This window comes from Saccharopolyspora cebuensis (assembly GCF_039542665.1).
Lineage (GTDB): Bacteria > Actinomycetota > Actinomycetes > Mycobacteriales > Pseudonocardiaceae > Saccharopolyspora > Saccharopolyspora cebuensis.
Genome location: NZ_BAABII010000016.1, coordinates 1 through 18,174, shown reverse-complemented (window position 1 = coordinate 18,174; position 18,174 = coordinate 1). Strand labels below are relative to the sequence as shown.

Below are 18,174 nucleotides of genomic sequence, written 5' to 3'. Positions count from 1 at the left end.
CCACACCGGCGCGCTACCGGTCGGCGTCGGCCGGGCGCTCCCCCAACCGCTGCTCCAACCACAGGGTGTGCACCGGCCCGGCGCGCAGCTCCGCGTCGGCCACCAGCCGCCGGTGCAGCGGGACGGTGCTGTGCACCCCTTCGAGTTCGAGCTCCGCGAGCGCCTGGCGGGCCCGCGCGTACGCCTGGTCCCGGTCGGCGCCCCAGCAGACCAGCTTGGCGATCAGCGAGTCGTAGAACGGGCTGATCCGGTCGCCGCGCACCACGCCGGTCTCCACCCGGACGCCGGGCCCGCCGGGCAGGTCCAGCCGTTCGATGGTGCCCGGGGACGGCGCGAAGTCGTGGTCCGGGTCCTCGGCGTTGATCCGCAGCTCGACGGCCGCACCCCGCCGGTCCACCTCGTCCTGCGCGAACGACAGCGGCGCGCCGCCCGCGATCCGCAACTGCTCGGCCACGACGTCGACGCCGGTGATCGCCTCGGTGATCGGGTGCTCGACCTGCACCCGGGTGTTCATCTCGATGAAGTAGTAGTTCTCCTCGGCGTCGACCAGGAATTCGACCGTACCCGCGCCGCGGTAGCCGACGTGGTGGGCGAGCCGCACCGCGGCGGTGGTGATCGCCTGCCGGGTCACCTCGTGCAGCCCCGGCGCGGGGGCCTCCTCGATCAGCTTCTGCCTGCGCCGCTGCACCGAGCAGTCCCGCTCGAACAGGTGCACCGCGTTGCCGTGCTCGTCGGCGAGCACCTGCACCTCGATGTGCCGCGCGTGCGGAATCGCCCGCTCCAGGTACGTGGTGCCGTCGCCGAAGGCCGAACGCGCCTCCGCCTGCGCCGAGGGCAGCACCGCGGCGAGCTCCGCGCCGTCCCGGACCGGGCGGATGCCGCGTCCGCCGCCGCCCGCCGCGGCCTTGATCAGCATCGGGTAGCCGACGTCGCCGGCCGCCGCCTCCGCCTCGGCCAGGTCGGCGACCGCACCGCTGCCCGGCACCACCGGCACCCCGGCGTCGCGCGCGGTCCGCCGCGCGGTGGCCTTGTCGCCCATCCGCTCGATCGCCTCGGGGGTCGGACCGACGAACACCAGTCCGGCGTCCAGCACCGCGCGGGCGAATTCCGCGCTCTCCGAGAGGAATCCGTAGCCGGGGTGCACCGCGTCGCACTCGGACTGCTTCGCCGCCTTGAGCAGCGCCTCACCGTCCAGGTAGGACTTGCTCGCCGCCGAGCGGCCGATGTGCACGGCGTGGTCGGCGATCCGGACCCATCGGGAGTGCTCGTCGGCATCGGAGTACACGGCGACCGCCTCGACGCCCAGCGCGTGGCAGGCGCGGATGGTCCGCACCGCGATCTCGCCCCGGTTCGCCACCAGGACCCGGCCGAGGCCCGTCATGCGTCCTCGACTTCGAACAGGCTCTGCCCCGGCTCCACCTCGTCGCCGTCCTCGAGCAGGATCTTGCTGATCCGCCCGCTCTGGTCGGCCTTGATCTCGTTGAAGGTCTTCATGACCTCGATCAGGCCGATCGTCTGCCCCACCTCGACGACCACGCCCTCCTCCACGAAGGCCTCCTTGTCCGGAGCCGGTCGGCGGTAGAACACGCCCGGCATCTGAGCGTTCACCGTGGACATCAGCACCACTCCTCTCATCGGACGTTCGCGGACAGCGCCGTTCGGACCTCGTCCAGCCGCGCCCTGCGCTCCCGGCGCGCCGCCAGCGCCGCGTCGACCTCCACGGCGGCGAACGAGACGGTGCTGCCGGTGCGGGCCTGGGCGATGCGGTCGCGGTCGGCGGAGATCACCGTGCCGATGGTGGCGTACCCGCCGCCGGTGACCGCGTCGTTGAGCAGCACGATCGGTTCGTCCCCGCCGGGGACCTGGACCGAGCCCACCGGGTAGCCGAGGTCCACGACGTTGGCCGGGTCGCTGCCCGCGCCGAAGGGCTGCTCCCGCTCGATGAAGCCGAGGGTGCCGCCGCGCAGCCGGTACCCGACCCGGTCGGCGTCCTTGGTCACCTTCCACGGGGTGTCCAGGAAGGACTTCAGCGCCTCCTCGGTGAGCCGGTAGGCGCAGAGCCCGACGACCAGGCGCAGCTCCACCGCGTCCGGCAGCTCCGGGCGCAACCGCGCGGGCACCTCGATGCCCTCCGGCGGCGGCGCGCCCGGCTCGCCCAGCGGCACCCGGTCGCCGTCGGCCAGGGCGCGACCGCCGAAGCCGCCGATCCCGGTGAGCATGTAGGTCGACCGCGATCCCAGGTACGGCGGCACGTCGATGCCGCCGGAGACCGCGATGTAGGGCCGCGCCCCGGCCCGGATGCCCTGGAACGCCAGCACGTCCCCGGCTCCCACCGACGTCGTCCGCCACATCCCGACGGGCTCGCCGTTGAGGGTCACCGCGCTGTCGGCGCCGGTGATCGCCACCCGCCGCGCGTCGGTGAACTCCAGTTCGGGGCCGAGGTAGGTGGCCTCCAGCACCGCCGCACCCGCGTCGTTGCCGACCAGCAGGTTGGCCACCTCGTAGGAGAACTGGTCCATCGCCCCGGAGGGCGGCATCCCGATCGCGTACTGCCCGTCCCGCCCGGCGTCCTGCACCGTGGTGGACAGGCCGCCCTTGCGCACCATGACCTCGCTCACCGGTACAGCACCTCCAGCAGCTCGCGGTTCACCCCGTCGGGATCGGCGAGGAATTCGGGCGGGGAGAACTCCACGTCCCGGATGCGGTAGCGGAAGGTGCCCGCCTCCACCTCCGAGCGGAGCGCGTCGTACTCGCCCCGGTCGATCGGGCGGTACCGCAGGATGTCGGTCGGGCGCGGGAAGGCGATGCCCTCGGTGAAGTCCGGCAATCGCTGGGCCAGGTCGAACACCGGTGCGGGGGCGATCCCGAACAGCTGGTACCCGCCGGCGCCCCGCACCGGGTACACCACCGCGAACGCACCGCCGTAGCCGAACGCGCGCTCCGGGGTGTCGGTGCGCGGCCGGACGTACTTCGGGACCTCGATCTGCCGGTCCCGGGGCACCATCTGGTAGCAGAACGGCAGGCCGGGCACGAAGCCGAGCATGGTGACGATGAACGGCGCGGCGGAGATCGCCTCGATCAGGTCCGGCACGCCGCGGAAGCCGTTGATGCGCGCGGCGTACTCCAAGTCGGTGACATCCGGGTCCTGGTGGCGATCCCGGAAGCGCATCAGCGTCTCGTGGGTCCAGGGGTCCTCGAACAGGACCGGCACGTCGACGATCCTGGTCCGCACCGAGTAGTCCGGCGGCATCTCGGCGGCCGAGCCCTCCAGGCGCCGGAGTTCGTCGACGAGCTCGGTGGGGTCGAGCCGGTCCGGGTCGAGCCGGACCATGTAGGAAGCGTTGGACGGGCAGATGTCGATGACGCCGTCGATGTCCTCCCGTCGCAGGTCCCCGGTGATCGCCATGGCCTTGAAGTTGGCCTGCAGGCTCATCTCCTGGTCGAGCTCGACGAAGACGAATTCATCCCCGCCGAACTCGTAGCGGGCCGGCGGGAGCTGGAGCCTCGTTCCGGTCACGGTCGACCTCCTAGCGGCGGAGAGGTACCTCACCCTGATCCGAGGATGCGCCGTCGGCGTGACCGGCGCATGGTGCTCGCGAACGAAGATCCCACCTTCGGGGTATCGCGGGCAAGCGGCGGGCGGTGCAGTCTCCGGGGCCGAGGTCTTCAATGGAGGTCGGCGCGTGCTGGACCGGACCGGGAGGTGGTCGGATGCGGACGTTGATCGATCTCAACGCCGATGCGGGGGAGAGCTTCGGGCGCTGGCGGCTGGGCGACGACGAGCGGCTGATCCCGCTGGTCACGTCGGTCAACGTCGCGTGCGGCTGGCACGCCGGGGACGCCGCGACCATGCGGCGCTCGGTGCGGCTGGCCGCCGACGGCGGCACCTCGGTCGGCGCGCACCCGGGATTCCCCGACCTGACTGGGTTCGGCAGGCGGGCGCTGGCGATGTCCCCGCGGGAGGCGGCCGACGCCTGCCTCTACCAGTTCGGGGCGCTGCGCGCGATCGCCGACTCGATGGGCGTTCCGGTGCGGCACGTCAAGCCGCACGGCGCGCTGTACGGGCTGACGATCAAGGACGAGGCGGTGGCCGAGGCCGTGGCCGACGCGGTGGCCGAGGCCGCTCCCGGCGTGCGGATCGTGCTGCTGGCGGGTCCGACCGCCGACCGGGTCGCGGCGAAGGGCTACCCGGTGGTGCGGGAGGCGTTCGCCGACCTCGACTACGACGACGCGGGGCACATCATCATCGAACCCGATCCGGTGGCCAAGGATCCGGCGCGGTGCGCCGAACAGGCGATCGCGGTGCTCCGGGGCGAGGTCACCTCGGTCGGCGGCACCGCGATCGCCGTCGACGCCGACACCCTCTGCCTGCACGGGGACCGGCCGAACTCGGTCGAGGTCGCGCGGGCGATCCTCGACCGGTTCGAAGCCGAGGGGGTGCGGACGGCGCCCCTGTCCGAGGTCGCCGACCAGCGCGTCAGGTAGCGGGCAGCAGCGTCTCGTCCACGCGCAGCCGCGAGTCGGCGGTGTGGTCGCCCTCCGGGCTGAACGGGGTGACCGCCGCGGGGACGCAGTCGGCGATCAGCAGGCTGTCCTCGTGGCGCTCCTCGGGTCCGGCGGCGACCACCGCTCGCCCGTCGGGCCCCCAGATCCCGGAGTTCGCCCGGTACTCCCACTGGCCGCGCTCGGAGACCTCCCAGCCGCGCCGGTTGGCGTAGGCGACGAACACCCGCCACACCGAGGCCATCGCCGGGATGATGTGCTCGGTGGCGTCCGGGTAGGGGACCAGCGTGGGACCGCCGTCGTGCAGGACGAAGTGGTGGTCGGCGGCGGTGGGTCCGACCACCAGCCGTGCGCCGCGCCGCACCAGGCTCTGGTACAGCGGCGGGAACTCGCACTCGTAGCAGTTGAGCACGCCGATCCGGAACCCGTTGAGCTCGACGACCGGGGGCAGCTCCTCCCCCGGCACGTAGTTCGCCCGCTCCGCCGCGCCGTAGAGGTGGGTCTTGCGGTAGTTCGCCAGCAGCTCACCGCGGCTGACCACGGCGATCGAGTCGTGCACCGCGTCCCCGGCGCCGCGCTCGACGTAGGGCAGCACGACGGACACCCCGTGGCGCTCGGAGAGCTTGCGGGCGGTCCGCACGCTGTGCCCGTCGCTGGTCTCGGCGAGCTCCCGGCACAGGGCCGGGCCCAGCGAGTACCCGGTGTTGTAGCACTCGGGGAACACGCAGAGCTGGGCGCCGTAGCGGGCCGCGATCGCCAGCGCCTCCTCCATCCGGTCCAGGTTCTCGACCACGGCGCCCGGCGAACCGACCGGGTTCTCGCCCTGGAAGATCCCGAGGCGCAGACCCGCCCCCGGTTCCGGCGGGCTGCTCGTGAGCAGACGGCTGACGATGCGGATCGGATGCATGGGTGCCCCTTCCTCGGTCACTTCGTACTGGTGGAGAGGTAGTCGCGCACGGCGTCGGCGAACGCGTCGGCCGCGGCCGCGGTCATGTCGTTGCGCACGACGATCCGCAGCACCTCGACGTCCTCCAGGTCCGGCGGGAGCTCGTACACCGGTACGGCCCAGCCCAGGTCGGCGAGGTAGGTCGAGAGCTGGCGGAGCTTGACGTCGGAATGGGCGGCCAGCGCGATCACCGGTAGCTCGCTGCCGTCGCCGAGCAGCTCGAACCGGCCGGTCTCGCGGAGCTGCCCGGCCAGGTGCACGGCGACCGCGCGGCTGCGGGCGTGCACCGACCGGAAGCCCTGGAAGCCGAAGCGGACGAAGTTGTAGTACTGCAGCACCACCGGCGCGGCCGACCGGGAGAACGTCAACTCCTCGTGCGAGTGCTGGCTGCCCAGGTAGTTCACCCGGAAGGTGAGCTTGCCGCTGCGCGTCTCGTGGTCCCGCCACAGCACCCAGCCCAGTCCCGGTGGCACCAGCCCGTACTTGTGCCCGGAGGCGTTGATCGACCGCACCCGGGCCAGCCGGAAGTCCCAGAGCAGCTCGGGATCGAGGAACGGCGCCACGAACCCGCCCGAGGCCGCGTCGACGTGCAGCGGTACGTCGACGCCCCGCTCGGCTTCGAGTTCGTCGAGGGCGCCGGCGATCGCGGCCACCGGTTCGTAACTCCCGTCCAAAGTGGAGCCGAGGATGCCGATGACGCCGATGGTGGTCTCGTCGCACAGCTCCCGGGCGGTCGGCGCGTCCAGCCCCAGCCGGCCCGGCAGGGCGGGCGCGACCCGCGGCTCCACTCCCCAGTAGCGGCAGAACTTGTGCCAGCACACGTGCGCGTTGGCCCCCATGACCAGGCTGGGCCGCCGACCGCCGCTGCCCCTCCTGGTCTCCCAGTGGCGCAGCAGCGACACCCCGGCCATCAGCGCCGCTTCGCTCGACCCGGTGGTGGCCGAACCGACGACGCGCCCGGGGTCCTCGCCCCAGAGCGCGCCCAGCATCCGGATGCACTGCTGTTCCATGAGCTCGATGGCGGGGTACTGCTCCCGGTCGACGAGGTTGTACCGGAGGTAGTCGCCGAAGAGCTGCGCCGCCTCCGGCTCGTAGGAGGTGGTGAGGAACGTCGCCAGGTTCCGGTCCGGGGAGACGTCCTGGCTCAGCCGTGCGCCGACCAGCTCCGCCGCCTTGGCCGCGTCCACGCCGAGTTCGGGGATGGTGCTCTGGTGCTCGTCAGGTGAAGAACCGGACACGCGGCCCGCAGGCGACGGAGCCCGCATGATGGCTACCCCCCATGTTCACCGAGATTCGTGCTGCTTGCGGTCGCAAACCTACGGCCGGTCAGCCGGAAACGACCATGAGCACTTCGGCCTACTACTTTCGGTTCGCGTGCGCCGACCGGACCACAGGTGTGGTCATTTCGGCTCATGATCGACGGCATTAGGGGGAAAAACAGCGGACGTGGTCACTCGCCGATGGTTGTCTGACGACATACAAGGTGGCCGCTGAAGACGGCTCGGCGAGGATGACGGAACGACCGGGGGGCAGCAGTGTCGAGCAACGCGAGCACAGCGAGGGCGGGCGGAGTCCGGTGACGATCCGCTCCTACGACCGGGCCCTCGACACCGCGATCACCACCATGATGCGGGAGGCCGTCGAGCACTCGGTCGCGCTCAACCAGGTACTCGAACAGATCAACCAGCTCCTGCTGCTGCGGGCGCAGCTCGACCGGGACAGCCAGGCGCGCAACCACGTCCACGACCCGGTGCCCGCGCCGATCCTCACCCACCTGACCAAGCGCGAGGGCGAAGTCCTCGACAACCTCGTGCACGGCCGGTCCAACCGGCAGATCGCCACCTCGCTGGGCATTTCGGAGCGCACCGTGAAGAACCACCTGCGCAGCATCTTCACCAAGCTGGAGGTGGGCGACCGCACCTCGGCGGTGGTCAAGGCCCTCAACGGGCGGCAGTGAGCGCGCACCCGGGCGCACGGCGCCGCGCCGATCCGGTGCCGGATCGGCGCGGCGCCCACCTCGGGACCGCCCGGCGCGGTTCGCACGATGGGTACGGGGCGCGGGCCCCGGGAGCACGACCCGGCCGGGCGGGGATTCAGACGGTCGACGAAGGGGCGACCCGGCTCCGGTGGCGGCGCGGGAGCGGGGCACCCGCCATGCGGTGCGCCTCGTGGTCGCAGTCCGGGCAGGTGAACCACAGCCAGGCGAGCTCCCCGCTCACCGCGCGGAGCTCACGACCGCACAGCGTCTCCAGCACCGTGCCATCGGGATATCCGCCGAGCGGACGTCCGGCGGTGGTGGCGTGGCGTTCCCCGTCCGCGGGAACCCAGTGGAACGGGTGCAATCGGCACACCTCTCTGCTCGCTGGCGGGCGGAAGGAGCTGTCGCACCGGCGAGCACGGGGAACTTCCCGCCGAACTCCACGCGGCGCCACCGAGGGCGCGGACACCCGGCCCCCCGCCGGGCATCCGCGCCCTCCGCCACACGACGCACTCCCCGCCGGAGAACGTCCGGAGCCCCCCGACTCCGCGGTGCTCACCCTCTTCCCTTGCTTGCCAGCGAGCCTAATTCAAGATTAATCTTGCGCCAAGATCGTTCGCCGGAAAGGAGTATTGGCATGAGCCAGCACGACCAGTCCCCCGCGCCGATCCCGCTGCCGGGAACCGGCTGGCGGACCGCACAGGCGTGCGGACCGAACGGCGGGAACTGCGTCGAGGTCAACCTGACCAGGCACGATGCCGTCGGCGTTCGGGACACCAAGCGGGCCACCGGCGACGTGGCGCTGGTCTTCGGCAACGCCGGCTGGCAGGCATTCCTCGATTCCGCACGAGCCGGTCGGTTCGACCGTCAGTGACGACCCCACCTCTACCGGATTAATCTTGATCCGAAAGAGTTGCCCGGCCCGCATCGCGCTGTGATCAGCCGCGCGGCCGACCCACCTCCGGCGATCACCTGTTCTACAGTGGCTCCTGGGAGAACGGTGGAGGCGACGCGACGAGCGGAGATTCGGTGCCGAGCACGGTGACCTCCCGGCGCAAGCAGCTGGGCAACGAGATCCGCCGGGCGCGGTCGGCGGCGGGGATGACCCAGCAGGAGGTCGCCGACTTCCTCGGCTGCGGTCAGGGCAAGGTCAACAAGATCGAATCGGGCGCCGTCTCGGTCAAGACCGCCGAGCTCAAGCGCCTGCTCGAACTGTTCGGCGCGGGCAAGGCCGAATCCGACCTGATGCTGGAGCTGGCGAGTTCGAGCAGCACCCAGCGCGGCCAGTGGTCCGGCTACCGCTCCGCGATCCCGCAGTGGTTCCGCACCTTCACCGATCTGGAACCGGCGGCGACCGAGGTGCTGAGCTGGCACGGCGAGCGGATCCCCGGACCGCTGCAGTCCGAGCACTACATGCTCACCCAGTTCACCGAGGACCGGGTCGCCGACGTGACGCCGCTGGTGCGCAACCGGCTCGACCGCCGGAAGGTCTTCGACCTCGACCGGCCGCCCTACTACCGGTTCATCCTCGGCGAGGGCGCGTTCCACCGGATGCCCGGTGGGGCGCAACCCGCCGTGGCGCTGGACCAGGTCGAGCACCTGCTCCAGCTCGAACGGCGCTACCCGCGCGTCTTCGTGCACGTGCTGCCGTTCGACGTGCGGCTGCCGTTCGTGCCCAACGACTTCACCATCATGCGCTTCGGCGACGGCACCAAGGACTTCATCTTCGTCGAGCACGTCGCCGGCGGCCTCTACATCGACGACGACCAGGACTTCGAGCTCTTCGTCGACGCCTGGGACCGGCTGCGCGGCGCGGCGCTGGAACGCCACGACACCGTCGACCACCTGCGCGCGCTGGCGGACCGCTTCCGCGCCGGGATGGACTTCTGAGCCCGCCGCGCACCGACCGGCCGCCGCGCCCGGGGTTGGCACCGGCGAACGCCGGGTAGGCCAGACGTGCGGCCGGGACGTTCCCGGTCGCCGACCACGACCGCGGTGCCGGGCCCGCGCCCGGCGCACCCCTGTCGCTGTGGAGGGATCGAGATGAGCGTGGGCAGTGCGCGCGAGATCATGACCAGGGACCCGCAGTGCGTCCGCACCGACCAGACGGCCGCGGACGCGGCCCGGATGATGGCCGAGCAGGGTGTCGGCGCCCTGCCCATCTGCGGCCCGGACAACAAGATCAAGGGTGTGATCACCGACCGCGACCTGGTGATCAAGGTGGTGGCGGAGGGCCGGGACGCCGGGACCTTCCCCGCCGGCGACCTGAACCAGGCCGAGGCGGTCACCATCGGCGCCGACGATTCGCCCGATGAGATCATGGCGACGATGTCCGAACACGGCGTCAAGCGGCTGCCGGTGATCGACGGCGACCGCCTCGTCGGGATGATAGCGATCTCCGACGTGGCGCGGTCGTTGCCGCATCCGCGCACCGGTGAGCTGGTGGACGCGCTGTCGGTGTGAGCCGAGCGGCGAAGGGCCCGGAGGCGAAACCTCCGGGCCCTTCCCCTTGCCGCCCTCCGGGCCGTTCGCCGTGCCGCCATCACTGCCGCCGGCCGACACCGGTGGCCAGTTCCTCGGCCCGGCCGCCGGGCAGTTCCGGCGCCAGCGGCGGGGTCGGCGCCCCCTCGGTCGCGCGCAGCCCGGCCAGGAATCCCCGCACCGCGTCGATCGACGAGTGCTCCGGTTCCCAGCCCAGTTCCGAGCGCGCCCGCGAGGTGTCCATCAGCGGCAGCCGCATGAAGGTGTCGAACAGCTCCGGGGAGGCGGGCACCAACCGGAGCTGCCACGCGGCGGCCAGCGCGGTTCGCGCCAGCACGCGGGGCGTGCGCACCCGCTGGGCGCCGAACACCTCGCCCAGCACCTCGTTGTCGATCACCGGATCCGCGGCGATGTTGAACGCCCCGGAGACCTCGTGGAGCACCGCGCGCCGGTAGGCGTCCCCGACGTCGTCGCTGTGCACCGCCTGGAACCGCAGCCCCGGCAGCGCGGGCAGCACCGGCAGCGCCTCGGGCCGCACGAGCTGCTCGGGCACAAGCGGCCCGAGGAACAGCCTGCGCTGCTGCGAGGCCGACTCCGGTTTGAAGCAGAACGCGTTGCGCATCCGCACCACGCGGATCTCCGGGTGTTCCCGGGAGTAGCTGTCCAGCACCCGTTCGAGGTAGGCCTTCTCCCGGCTGTACGCGGCCCCGGGCCAGCCGTGGGTCGGCCACCGCTCGTCGACCGGTCGCTCCGGGCCGGGCGAGTACGCCGCGACCGACGAGGCGTGCAGCAGCGCGGGCACCCCGGCGGCGGCCACCGCGTCGAACACCCGCAGCGCGCCGAGCACGTTGTTGCGCCACGTCGCGATCGGGTCCCGGGTCGGCTGGAAGATCCACGCCAGGTTGATCACCGCGTCGGCCGCCTCGAAGTGCGGGACCAGGTCGTCACCGCAGAGGTCGACGCCGTGCCAGGTCACCTTGGCGGGCAGGTCCTCGGGCGCGCGGCGGGACAGCGCGGTGATCCCGGCGACCTCCGGCGCGGCCGACAGCGCCTCGAGCACGCTGGTACCGATGTTGCCGGTGCCGCCCACGACGACCACGCGGCGGGACTGGGCTGCGGAGCTCATCTGGTTCCCTCCGGTACGGGTGGCGGGGTGGCCGAGGTGGACCCCCGGCGGTGCGAGGGCCGGGAGCCCCGGCCCTCGCACCCGGAATATCCGGTGGTCTGCCCCGCGAAACCGGACGCCCGCGCGCGAGGTGGCCGCGCTGCCTCAGGACGCCATCGCCACGCCCGACTCCGCCGCGGACCCGAACAGGTCGTCGATCAGCACCACGTCGCGGCCCGCGCCTTCCAGCACGGAGGCCGCCGCCGCGGCGCGGTAGCCGCTGCCGCAGTGCACCCAGACGACGCCGGAGGGCACCTCGGCCAGCCGGCGGGGCACGTCGTAGAGCGGCACGTGGACGGCTCCCTCGACGTGGGACTCGCGGTACTCGCCGTTGGTCCGCACGTCCAGCACCACGTCCGGGTGCGGCAGCTCGGTCGGCCCGCGCTGCGCGGCGGCCAGGTCCCCGAAGTCGGCCGTCGGGGTGGCGCGCAGCCGCTCCGGGTGCTCCGCGAGCTCCTCCGGAGCACCGGTCGCGGCGGCGGCGAACCGGTCGATGCCGATCCGGGCGAGTTCCCGCTGCGCCTCGGCGACCTGCTCGCGGCTCTCGCCCAGCAAGGTGAGGGGCGCGCCCCAGTCGATCATCCAGCCGAGCCAGGTGACCATCGGACCGTCGAGGCCCATGCTCACCGCGCCCGCGAGGTGCGAGACGGCGAACGCGGTGCGGGAGCGCAGGTCCACGACCCACTCGCCGTGGTCGAGCCGCCGCGCCAGCTCCCCGGCGTCGGCGCGGGCCGGGGCGCGCAGGTCCAGCGGCGGCGCTCCCGCCGTGTTCTGCACGCCCATGTGCGCGTAGTAGGCCGGGTAGGCGTCCAGCCCGCGCAACGTCTGCTCCACGAACTCGCCCTCGCCGAGGGTCAGCGCCGGGTTGATCTCCTTCTGCTCGCCCACGGTGGCGGAATCGCCGGACGCCTGGGACGCCGAGCAGAAGCTGCCGAAGCCGTGCGTGGGCCAGATCTGCGCGCCGTCGGGCAGCGCCTCGACGATCCGGGCCGCCGAAGCGTGCTGGTGGCGGGCCAGGTCCTCGCTGTGCTGCTCGCCCAGCAGGTCGGTGCGCCCGGTGGTGCCGAACAGCAGCGAGCCGCCGGTGAACACGCCCACCGGTCCGGTCGCGCCGACGAGCACGTAGGACAGGTGGTGGAAGGTGTGCCCCGGCGTGGCCAGCGCCCGCACCCGCAACCCGTCGGACACCGCGACCTCGTCGCCGTCGTGCAGCGGCAACCGCTCGAAGGCGACCTCGTCGGCCGCCGCCACCCCGTAGTCGGCACCGGTCAACCGGGCCAGCTCCAGCCCGCCCGAGACGTAGTCGTTGTGCACGTGGGTCTCCAGCACCAAGGCGATGCGCACGCCCAGCCGCCCGGCGAGGGCCAGCACCCGGTCCACGTCGCGCTGCGGGTCGACCACCACGGCGACCTCGCCGTCGGTGGCCAGATAGCTGCGATCGCCGAGCGAGGAGGTCTCGATGACCTCCACCCGCGTGTCCCCCGTCGCGCTCACCGCGCACCTCCTCCTGCCGCGTCGCCGGTGGCGACCTCGTAGCCGGCCTCGACCCACGCCGCGGTGCCGCCGGCCACCGACACCGCGCGGGCCCCCGCCGCGTTCATCGCCTCGGTCGCCGTCGCGCTGCGACCGCCCGCCTGGCACACCACGTGCGGCGCCGCGCCCGCGAAGCGCTCCGGTGCGGCGAGCACCTCCTCCAGCGGCACGTTCTCCGCGCCGGGGACGTGCCCCCGCGCGTACTCCTCGGCCGAGCGCACGTCGACGATCCGCGCTCCCCGGTCCCGGGCGGCGGCCAGCGCCGCCACCTCGATCTCCGGCACCATCCGGAATGCTCCCTTCCACATACCCCCGGGGGTAAACACCCGGGAGCGGTCCCACGTCACGCCAAGGAGAGGAACAGGCGCTCCAGCTCCTGCTCGGTCATCCTCGGCTCCTCGCCGTCCTCGCCGGAGCGGGCGCAGTAGCGCATCCCGCTCGCCACGATCTTGAAACCGGCCCGGTCCAGCGCCCGCGACACCGCCGCGAGCTGCGTGAGGACCGCGGCGCAGTCACCGCCCTCCTCGATCGCCTCGATCACGCCGTCGAGCTGCCCGCGCGCCCGGCGCAGCCTGGTCAGCGCGTCGCCGACGAACTCCGGCGTCATCTCCACAACGACCACCTCCTCGCTCATCTCCGAATGTACCCCCGGGGGTATCGGCGTCAAGGTGACGTGGGCCTCGCGAAAGCGGCACACCCGGCCTACCCGCCGGCGGCCCGCTCCACCGGCGCGGACACGGTGGGTGCATGACCGGCGTGCCACCGGGGAACCCACCGGGCGCGAGCAACCGAAGGAGGGAGCCGTCATGGGCATCCTCGCCTGGATCGTGTTCGGCCTGATCGCCGGCGCGATCGCCAAGTTCATCCTCCCCGGCAAGGATCCGGGCGGCATCATCGTCACGATGCTGATCGGCGTGGTCGGCGGCCTGCTCGGCGGCTGGCTGGGCAGCACCCTGCTCGGCGCGGAGGGCGTCTCCGGCTTCAACGTCATGAGCTTCGTCTGGGCGGTCATCGGGTCGCTGATCCTGCTGGTGCTCTACCGACTGATCTTCCACCGCTCGCGAGCCTGACGACCGGAGGAGCCGAATGAGGGCAGTGACCTGGCAGGGGCCGCGGGACGTCCGCGTCGAGGACGTCCCCGACCCGAAGCTCGAAACCGACACCGATGCGATCATCCGCGTCACCAGTTCCGGCCTCTGCGGCTCGGACCTGCACCTCTACGAGGTGCTGGCGCCGTTCCTCGACCCGGGCGACGTGCTCGGGCACGAACCGATGGGCTACGTCGAGGAGGTCGGCTCCGGGGTCAAGGACATCAAGCCGGGCGACCGCGTGGTGGTCCCGTTCAACATCTCCTGCGGGCACTGCTGGATGTGCCTGCGGGGGTACTTCGCCCAGTGCGAGACCACCCAGGTCCGCGAGCAGGGCAGCGGGGCGGCGCTGTTCGGCTACACCCGGCTGTACGGCAGCGTGCCCGGCGGCCAGGCCGAGTACCTGCGGGTGCCGCAGGCCCAGTTCGGTCCGGTCAAGGTCCCGGAGGGACCACCCGACGAGCGGTTCCTCTACCTCTCCGACGTCCTGCCGACCGCGTGGCAGGCCGTCGCCTACGCCGACATCCCGCCCGAGGGCTCGGTGGTGGTCTTCGGGCTGGGACCGATCGGGCAGCTGGCCAGCCGGATCGCCCGCCACCTCGGTGCCCGCGCGATCGGCGTCGACCTGGTGCCCGAACGCCTGGAGATGGCCCGGCGGAACGGCATCGAGGTGATCGACGCGCGCGACGCCGACGACGTGCCGACGGCCGTGCGGGACCTGACCGGCGGCCGGGGCGCCGACTCGGCCATCGACGCGGTCGGGATGGAGGCGCACGGCTCGCCCGGCGCCGAGTTCGCCCAGAAGCTGGCCAGCGCGTTGCCGGAGTCGATCTCCGAACCGCTGATGAGCAAGGCCGGGGTGGACCGGCTCGCGGTGTTCCAGCAGTGCGTCGACGCGGTGCGCCGCTCCGGCACGGTCTCGCTCAGCGGCGTCTACGGCGGGATGAGCGATCCGCTGCCGATGCTCACGCTCTTCGACAAGGGGTTGCGGCTCGCCATGGGCCAGGCCCACGTCAAGAAGTGGATCCCGGACGTGCTGCCGCTGGCCTCCGACGAGTCCGATCCGCTGGGCGTGCAGGACCTGGCCACGCACCGCGTCGGGCTGGAGGAGGCCCCGCAGGCCTACGACATGTTCCAGCGCAAGGCCGACGGCGCGATCAAGGTGCTGTTCCAGCCCTGATCGGCGGAGTCGCCGACCTCCGGCCCGGCCGGAGGTCGGCGACTTCGTGGTGGCATCCGCGCCCCGTTGGTAAGCTGCGGGTGGTTGAGCACCCAGCCGATACCGGACGAATGCGCCCGAGCGCAGCAGACCGGTCCACCCCCGGCGAGGGGGAGGCGACGTGCTGTCGGCCCGGCGCCTTCGACGCGAAGGGGCAGATCGTGACCGCAGAGTCCCGGCCCATCGACGAACTCACCGGCGCCGTTCCGGACTGGATCACCACCCGACCGGATGCCTCGGTCCGGGTCGCCGTCGGCTACCCCGACCCGACCAGACTGGTCATCACGGTCTCCGGCGAGGTCGACGCCGCCAGCATCGACCGCCTGCAGGAGACGGTGTGGCCGCGGCTGTCCGCGTCGGTGCGCTCGGTCGTGGTGGACCTGACCGCCGTGGGCTTCCTCGGGATCCCCGGCCTGCAACTGCTCACCCAGGCGCACATGCGGTGCCAGCAGCGCGGCATCGGCCTGCGCCTGGTGGTGGCCGGGCACGAGGTGGCCCACGCGCTGCACATCAGCGGGATCGACGCGCTGGTGGACTGCTACCCGACGCTGGTGGAGGCGTTGGACCGCGACCGGTGATCCGGGCCGCAGCGCGTTCGCTACAGTGGCGCCACGCCGGGCGCCGGACGGGAGGCCCCCGCCGCCCGACCGGAGGTGCTGCGGATGACGGAGGGACTGCGGGAGTTCTCCGTGGCGCTCGCCGAGATGGCGCGCGACCTCGCCGCGCAGGCCTCGGTGCAGGCGACCTTGGAGCGGATCGTCGCGCACGCGGTCGACCTGGTGGAGGGCTGCGACGAGGCGGGCATCCTGCTGCTGCACCCGGACCGGACGCTGGAAACCCCGGCGGCCACCAGCGATCTCGTCCGCGAGTCCGACCGGTCGCAGAGCGAGCTCGGCGAGGGCCCCTGCTTCAGCGCGCTGGTCGACCGCGAACCCGTCTACCGGATCTCCGACATCGGTACCTGCGACCAGCGGTGGCCCCGCTTCGGTCCGCGCGCCCGGGACCTCGGGCTGGGCAGCATGCTGGGCTTCCTGCTCTACACCGAGGAACGCGAGCTCGGTGCGCTGAACCTGTACTCCACCCGACCCGACGTGTTCACCGAACATTCGGAAGTGGTCGGCTGGCTGCTGGCCTCGCACGCGGCGGTGCTCTACGCGACCGCCCGCACCGAGGCCCAGCTCCAGACCGCGATCAGCACCCGCCAGCTCATCGGCGAAGCCGTCGGCATCACCATGGAGCGCTACAAGGTGCCCGCCGACCAGGCGTTCGACCTGCTGCGCACGCTCTCGCAGAACCGCAACATCAAGCTCCGCGAGGTCGCCGAGCGGATCACCACCACCGGCGAGCTCACCTAGCGGCGCTCCCCGGCCGGGCCTCACCGCCACCGGATCCGCAACGGCATCGCGAACCACAGCAGCAGGAACACGAAGCCGATGGCGGAGCCGATCGTGAAGGTGATCCAGCCCGAGCCGAGCACCACCATCACGATGAGCAGCACGGTGCCGGTCATCGCCGCCGCCAGCAGCGTCAGCCCGACCAGCGCGCACCAGTTCGCGGCCCGGATGATCTCGGCCCGGCGCCGCTTGCGGAACAGCACCCGGTGCCAGGCGACCGGGGCGATGAGCAGCGCCGCCGCGAGCGTGGCCAGCAGCACGATCACCAGGTGCAGGTCGTGGACCCCTTCCCCGGCGGTCTGGAACCTCTCGGTGAACGCCACCGAGAGCAGGAACGCGAACAGGATCTGGACGCCCGCTTGGGCGACCCGCAGTTCTTGGAGCAGTTCGTTGAGGTTGCGCGTGAGCCGGGTGTGGTGCGGCTCGTCGGGACGGGTCAAGATCACCGCCTCCTCCATCCGGCAGGGTGCACCTGGGACGTCAGGGAACGTTCGTGCGAAGGAGCCGGACGCGCCGGCGGATTCATGGCGGCCCGGCTCAGCCCGTGGTGGCGGGCTTCCCCGGGCCGGGGAGGGGCGGTGCGCCACCGCGCCGCGTCCCGGACCGGGCTCGGACTCCCCGCCGCACCCGGAGGGTGTTCTCCCGAGCGGGAACGGGCGTGGGGCCGGGGTCCACCGGCCGCCGCGGGAATCCGATCGCTGTCACGGTGATCACTACAACCCGCCACCGCCTGCCAGAGCTAGACCACGATCGGTGTGATCACTCGGTCCAGCTACCGGCGCGGCGCCGCGTACACCCGGTCAGCCGGCCAAGAAACAGGCCCCGCCACGACGCACCGAGCAAGGCCAAAGGCCGGGGTCCGCACCGGACGCGCGGCGAACCCCCGGATCGCGCCGCGATCGCCCGCACCGCCCGAGGGCGCGGGCCCACCACGCTCCGCGCTGCGGTCTCGGGGTACGGCGAACGTCCAGCCCCGGCACCGGCGCTCTCGCGGGCCACCGTCCCGCCGCGACGTCCACCCGGTACGGACGGACCGTCCACGGTGCACCCGCACGACGGTCCGATCAGGACGCCCGCTCCCTCCGCCACCTCTCACCCTTCCGAGCGATAGTGCGCGGGGACGGGATCGGAGTGAGGGGCACCCTTGCCCAACACACTGGGACAAGGGTGCCCCTCACCCCGTCCACGATCACCCGGACGAGCGAGCCGTCCCCCGTGCCCGGGTCACACCGCGGTGGTGTCCGGGGTGGGGTGGCCGATGCCGTGCCAGACCAGACCCGCCCGGCCCAGCGCGTCCGGGTCCAGGTGATTGCGGGCATCGACCACCACCGGCGAGGCCATCAACCCCGCCACCCGCGCCCAGTCCATCGACCGGAACACCGGCCACTCGGTCAGCACCACCAACCCCGCCGCACCCTTGACCACCTCGTACGGATCCTCCACCAACGCGATCCCCTCGACCGGACCCGCCAACCCCGGATCGCAGGCCACCAGCTCCGCCCCCCGCTCGGCCAGCAACCCCGCCACCGCCAACGCCGGCGACTCCCGCACATCATCGGTACCGGCCTTGAACGCCAACCCCCACAACCCCACGCGCTTACCGGCCACCGACCCCCCGCACGCGGCCACCACCTTGCCCACCACCCGCTCCCGCTGCCGCTCATTGGCCGCCACCGCCGCCCGCAACAACCCGAACTCGAACCCCACCGACTCCGCCACCCCCAACAACGCCGCCGTGTCCTTCGGCAAGCACGACCCACCCCACCCCGGACCCGGCGCCAGGAACGACCCCCCGATCCGCCGGTCATACCCCATCCCCTCGGTCACATCCCCGATATCGGCCCCCACCCGCTCGCACAACTCCGCC

22 protein-coding genes are annotated in these 18,174 nt (G+C 72.4%); 9 read left to right on the top strand and 13 right to left on the bottom strand.

The window, feature by feature from the left end; genetic code table 11:
• Positions 1-13: 13 nt before the first annotated feature.
• Genes ABD976_RS20220 through ABD976_RS20205 form a run of 4 tightly spaced genes read right to left on the bottom strand, consistent with a single transcriptional unit; the run spans position 14 to position 3,517 of the window.
• Positions 14-1,381, bottom strand: coding sequence for an acetyl-CoA carboxylase biotin carboxylase subunit (locus ABD976_RS20220; protein WP_345365510.1), 1,368 nt, complete (start codon positions 1,379-1,381; stop codon positions 14-16).
• Entirely contained in the window at positions 1,378-1,617 is a 240-nt protein-coding gene (locus ABD976_RS20215) for an acetyl-CoA carboxylase (RefSeq protein ID WP_345365508.1), read from the bottom strand. Before ABD976_RS20215 ends, ABD976_RS20220 begins: the two co-directional genes overlap by 4 nt.
• Positions 1,618-1,631: 14 nt before the next feature.
• A complete protein-coding gene (locus ABD976_RS20210) occupies positions 1,632-2,618 on the bottom strand; it encodes a 5-oxoprolinase subunit C family protein (protein WP_345365506.1) in 987 nt (328 codons plus the stop codon).
• Positions 2,615-3,517 carry a 5-oxoprolinase subunit B family protein gene (locus ABD976_RS20205; protein WP_345365504.1) on the bottom strand — a complete coding sequence of 301 codons (903 nt, stop codon included), beginning with the start codon at positions 3,515-3,517 and terminating at the stop codon, positions 2,615-2,617. The genes ABD976_RS20210 and ABD976_RS20205 overlap by 4 nt, the downstream gene beginning before the upstream one ends.
• A gap of 194 nt (positions 3,518-3,711) precedes the next feature.
• Here ABD976_RS20205 and ABD976_RS20200 point away from each other — a divergent pair, with 194 nt between their 5' ends.
• The gene (locus ABD976_RS20200) at positions 3,712-4,485 is read left to right on the top strand and encodes a LamB/YcsF family protein (protein WP_345365502.1); all 774 of its coding nucleotides are present in this window, start codon (positions 3,712-3,714) and stop codon (positions 4,483-4,485) included.
• Here the strand turns inward: ABD976_RS20200 and ABD976_RS20195 are convergent.
• A complete protein-coding gene (locus tag ABD976_RS20195; RefSeq protein ID WP_345365500.1) occupies positions 4,478-5,410 on the bottom strand; it encodes a nitrilase-related carbon-nitrogen hydrolase in 933 nt (310 codons plus the stop codon). The two genes, ABD976_RS20200 and ABD976_RS20195, sit on opposite strands and share 8 nt — an antisense overlap.
• A gap of 17 nt (positions 5,411-5,427) precedes the next feature.
• Positions 5,428-6,687 carry a glutamate decarboxylase gene (gene gad, locus ABD976_RS20190; RefSeq protein ID WP_345365499.1) on the bottom strand — a complete coding sequence of 420 codons (1,260 nt, stop codon included), beginning with the start codon at positions 6,685-6,687 and terminating at the stop codon, positions 5,428-5,430.
• 338 nt (positions 6,688-7,025) lie between these two features.
• Here gad and ABD976_RS20185 point away from each other — a divergent pair, with 338 nt between their 5' ends.
• Positions 7,026-7,406: a helix-turn-helix transcriptional regulator gene (locus ABD976_RS20185; RefSeq protein WP_345365497.1), complete on the top strand. Its 381-nt coding sequence runs from the start codon at positions 7,026-7,028 to the stop codon at positions 7,404-7,406.
• 136 nt (positions 7,407-7,542) lie between these two features.
• Here the strand turns inward: ABD976_RS20185 and ABD976_RS20180 are convergent, their stop codons facing one another.
• Positions 7,543-7,800, bottom strand: a complete 258-nt coding sequence (locus tag ABD976_RS20180) for an HC3 family zinc finger protein (protein ID WP_369775726.1) — start codon at positions 7,798-7,800, stop codon at positions 7,543-7,545.
• Between the two features lie 264 nt (positions 7,801-8,064).
• On the opposite strand from ABD976_RS20180, the gene ABD976_RS20175 reads away from it, so the two are divergent.
• From ABD976_RS20175 to ABD976_RS20165, 3 genes are all read left to right on the top strand, one after another.
• Entirely contained in the window at positions 8,065-8,301 is a 237-nt protein-coding gene (locus ABD976_RS20175; RefSeq protein WP_345365493.1) for a DUF397 domain-containing protein, read from the top strand.
• 155 nt (positions 8,302-8,456) lie between these two features.
• Positions 8,457-9,317 (top strand): helix-turn-helix domain-containing protein, encoded by an 861-nt coding sequence (locus tag ABD976_RS20170; RefSeq protein WP_345365491.1) that lies wholly within the window; start codon positions 8,457-8,459, stop codon positions 9,315-9,317.
• Positions 9,318-9,476: 159 nt separating this feature from the next.
• Positions 9,477-9,890: a CBS domain-containing protein gene (locus ABD976_RS20165; protein ID WP_345366831.1), complete on the top strand. Its 414-nt coding sequence runs from the start codon at positions 9,477-9,479 to the stop codon at positions 9,888-9,890.
• A 79-nt stretch (positions 9,891-9,969) separates the two neighbouring features.
• Here the strand turns inward: ABD976_RS20165 and ABD976_RS20160 are convergent, their stop codons facing one another.
• The 4 genes from ABD976_RS20160 to ABD976_RS20145 form a co-directional block, all read right to left on the bottom strand.
• Positions 9,970-11,034 carry an NAD-dependent epimerase/dehydratase family protein gene (locus ABD976_RS20160; protein WP_345365488.1) on the bottom strand — a complete coding sequence of 355 codons (1,065 nt, stop codon included), beginning with the start codon at positions 11,032-11,034 and terminating at the stop codon, positions 9,970-9,972.
• 144 nt (positions 11,035-11,178) lie between these two features.
• Positions 11,179-12,567 carry a rhodanese-like domain-containing protein gene (locus tag ABD976_RS20155; RefSeq protein WP_345365486.1) on the bottom strand — a complete coding sequence of 463 codons (1,389 nt, stop codon included), beginning with the start codon at positions 12,565-12,567 and terminating at the stop codon, positions 11,179-11,181.
• Positions 12,564-12,914 carry a rhodanese-like domain-containing protein gene (locus ABD976_RS20150; RefSeq protein WP_345365484.1) on the bottom strand — a complete coding sequence of 117 codons (351 nt, stop codon included), beginning with the start codon at positions 12,912-12,914 and terminating at the stop codon, positions 12,564-12,566. The genes ABD976_RS20155 and ABD976_RS20150 overlap by 4 nt, the downstream gene beginning before the upstream one ends.
• A 35-nt stretch (positions 12,915-12,949) precedes the next feature.
• On the bottom strand, positions 12,950-13,219 hold the full coding sequence (locus tag ABD976_RS20145) for a metal-sensitive transcriptional regulator (protein WP_425570122.1): 270 nt from the start codon (positions 13,217-13,219) through the stop codon (positions 12,950-12,952).
• 193 nt (positions 13,220-13,412) lie between these two features.
• On the opposite strand from ABD976_RS20145, the gene ABD976_RS20140 reads away from it, so the two are divergent.
• From ABD976_RS20140 to ABD976_RS20125, 4 genes are all read left to right on the top strand, one after another.
• Complete coding sequence (locus ABD976_RS20140) at positions 13,413-13,676, top strand: GlsB/YeaQ/YmgE family stress response membrane protein (protein WP_345365482.1); 264 nt, start codon at positions 13,413-13,415, stop codon at positions 13,674-13,676.
• 16 nt (positions 13,677-13,692) lie between these two features.
• On the top strand, positions 13,693-14,874 hold the full coding sequence (locus tag ABD976_RS20135) for a zinc-dependent alcohol dehydrogenase (protein ID WP_345365480.1): 1,182 nt from the start codon (positions 13,693-13,695) through the stop codon (positions 14,872-14,874).
• A 200-nt stretch (positions 14,875-15,074) separates the two neighbouring features.
• The gene (locus ABD976_RS20130) at positions 15,075-15,491 is read left to right on the top strand and encodes an STAS domain-containing protein (RefSeq protein WP_345365478.1); all 417 of its coding nucleotides are present in this window, start codon (positions 15,075-15,077) and stop codon (positions 15,489-15,491) included.
• Between the two features lie 84 nt (positions 15,492-15,575).
• A complete protein-coding gene (locus ABD976_RS20125) occupies positions 15,576-16,268 on the top strand; it encodes a GAF and ANTAR domain-containing protein (RefSeq protein WP_345365476.1) in 693 nt (230 codons plus the stop codon).
• 20 nt (positions 16,269-16,288) lie between these two features.
• Here ABD976_RS20125 and ABD976_RS20120 read toward each other — a convergent pair whose 3' ends face one another.
• Positions 16,289-16,753 (bottom strand): DUF6328 family protein, encoded by a 465-nt coding sequence (locus ABD976_RS20120; protein ID WP_345365473.1) that lies wholly within the window; start codon positions 16,751-16,753, stop codon positions 16,289-16,291.
• Between the two features lie 778 nt (positions 16,754-17,531).
• Positions 17,532-18,167 carry a UDP binding domain-containing protein gene (locus tag ABD976_RS20115; RefSeq protein ID WP_345366827.1) on the bottom strand — a complete coding sequence of 212 codons (636 nt, stop codon included), beginning with the start codon at positions 18,165-18,167 and terminating at the stop codon, positions 17,532-17,534.
• Positions 18,168-18,174: the final 7 nt, after the last annotated feature.

Excerpts from the sequence above, each read along its gene's own strand:
- ABD976_RS20220 (WP_345365510.1), bottom strand. The coding sequence starts at position 1,381 with ATGACGGGCCTCGGCCGGGTCCTGGTGGCGAACCGGGGCGAGATCGCG.
- ABD976_RS20215 (WP_345365508.1), bottom strand. The coding sequence starts at position 1,617 with ATGTCCACGGTGAACGCTCAGATGCCGGGCGTGTTCTACCGCCGACCG.
- ABD976_RS20200 (WP_345365502.1), top strand. The coding sequence starts at position 3,712 with ATGCGGACGTTGATCGATCTCAACGCCGATGCGGGGGAGAGCTTCGGG.
- ABD976_RS20195 (WP_345365500.1), bottom strand. The coding sequence starts at position 5,410 with ATGCATCCGATCCGCATCGTCAGCCGTCTGCTCACGAGCAGCCCGCCG.
- ABD976_RS20175 (WP_345365493.1), top strand. The coding sequence starts at position 8,065 with ATGAGCCAGCACGACCAGTCCCCCGCGCCGATCCCGCTGCCGGGAACC.
- ABD976_RS20160 (WP_345365488.1), bottom strand. The coding sequence starts at position 11,034 with ATGAGCTCCGCAGCCCAGTCCCGCCGCGTGGTCGTCGTGGGCGGCACC.
- ABD976_RS20150 (WP_345365484.1), bottom strand. The coding sequence starts at position 12,914 with ATGTGGAAGGGAGCATTCCGGATGGTGCCGGAGATCGAGGTGGCGGCG.
- ABD976_RS20140 (WP_345365482.1), top strand. The coding sequence starts at position 13,413 with ATGGGCATCCTCGCCTGGATCGTGTTCGGCCTGATCGCCGGCGCGATC.
- ABD976_RS20135 (WP_345365480.1), top strand. The coding sequence starts at position 13,693 with ATGAGGGCAGTGACCTGGCAGGGGCCGCGGGACGTCCGCGTCGAGGAC.
- ABD976_RS20125 (WP_345365476.1), top strand. The coding sequence starts at position 15,576 with ATGACGGAGGGACTGCGGGAGTTCTCCGTGGCGCTCGCCGAGATGGCG.